Origin of the sequence: Flavobacterium sp. (genome assembly GCF_040382755.1) — a bacterium.
Lineage (GTDB): Bacteria > Bacteroidota > Bacteroidia > Flavobacteriales > Flavobacteriaceae > Flavobacterium.
The window spans coordinates 1-1121 of the sequence record NZ_JBEIET010000293.1 but is presented as its reverse complement, the minus strand read 5'-3'; the positions used below and the strand labels follow the sequence as shown (position 1 = coordinate 1121).

Annotated in this window: 1 protein-coding gene; it reads right to left on the bottom strand. The window is 34.2% G+C overall.

Annotated features, from left to right (window positions below; translation table 11 throughout):
• Window positions 1-829: 829 nt before the first annotated feature.
• Window positions 830-1121, bottom strand: a 292-nt coding sequence (locus tag ABWO04_RS12085) for a hypothetical protein (RefSeq protein ID WP_353079927.1), incomplete at its 5' end; no start/stop codon positions are given.

Sequence of the window (1121 nt, the reverse complement as noted above, 5' to 3'; positions counted from 1 at the left end):
TCATGGGGGACTTCGAGGTCGCCTACAATAACCTGTTGGACACCCGTAAGGCTGCACTTCAGCAAACTCCAGTGTTCGGGGTAAATATAAGAGACTATGAGCTCAGACAGGAGGTCCCAAAATGGGGACTTTCAATCCCTCAGGGCTCAACCCCTCCTATTCATATCCCCAGATCAAAATGAGGAGTGAAAAACAGTGAAATTGAAAATTGAAATTTTGACCATTTAACCTGATACCGGACTAAGATTTAATGTTTTGAAAATTTTGGCAGATTAAAAAACCCTATTTATACCATGGATTCTTGGGATGCATTTTTGATCTTTCTCATCATTTATTTTACCCTCGTTATTCTCAACATTTTACTAATAATTTGGTATTTTAGGTACGAGATCAGAGATTCTTTTAATCACCATTTCAACCTTTCACAGCTAAATGACACAATTGCTCTTAACGAGGAGACAGAAATAGTGTAAAAATTACAAACTTTTCTTTCCCGAAAATTACCCTAAAAAACCTTTCAAAATTCACCATAAAAAACTTAAAAATCCCAGATGAGAGAGATGAAAACAAAACTAAAAAAGCCTGTAGATTGAAAAAGAAAAACCATAAAACCCAATAAAAATTATAAAACCAAATAAAAACTAATAAAAACTAATAAAATTTTAGAAAAACCAAATAAAAAATTATTTCCTAGATTAGTACAAAAAAGGCTTTTGTGATAAATATCCCTATTTTGGTAAAAATCCATGCTTTCAAAATTCGAAATAAATAAAATCGATGTGAAACTATTCGACTTGTTTATTTTCTCACCAACTACAAGAATGATCATTTAATTAGGACAATAGCCAATGCAGTCACCCGAAACCACTAAACGTTTTATAATCAGTCTAGCGAAACGAGATAGAGGGAATTCAAGTCTTTCGATTTCCCTGACTGACATGAACTCATATAAGGGATGACAAGAAAACAAGATAAGGGAACAATAGATCTCGAATAGAGCCAGTTCTTCGAGAGCATTTTCTTTTTCTTCTTTGTCCAGGGATTGCTGAACCCAGAGATCCTTGGCTTCATCCCAACTTTTCTTGTGAAACTTCTGAAGTTTTCGGAAACTTTTGACCAAG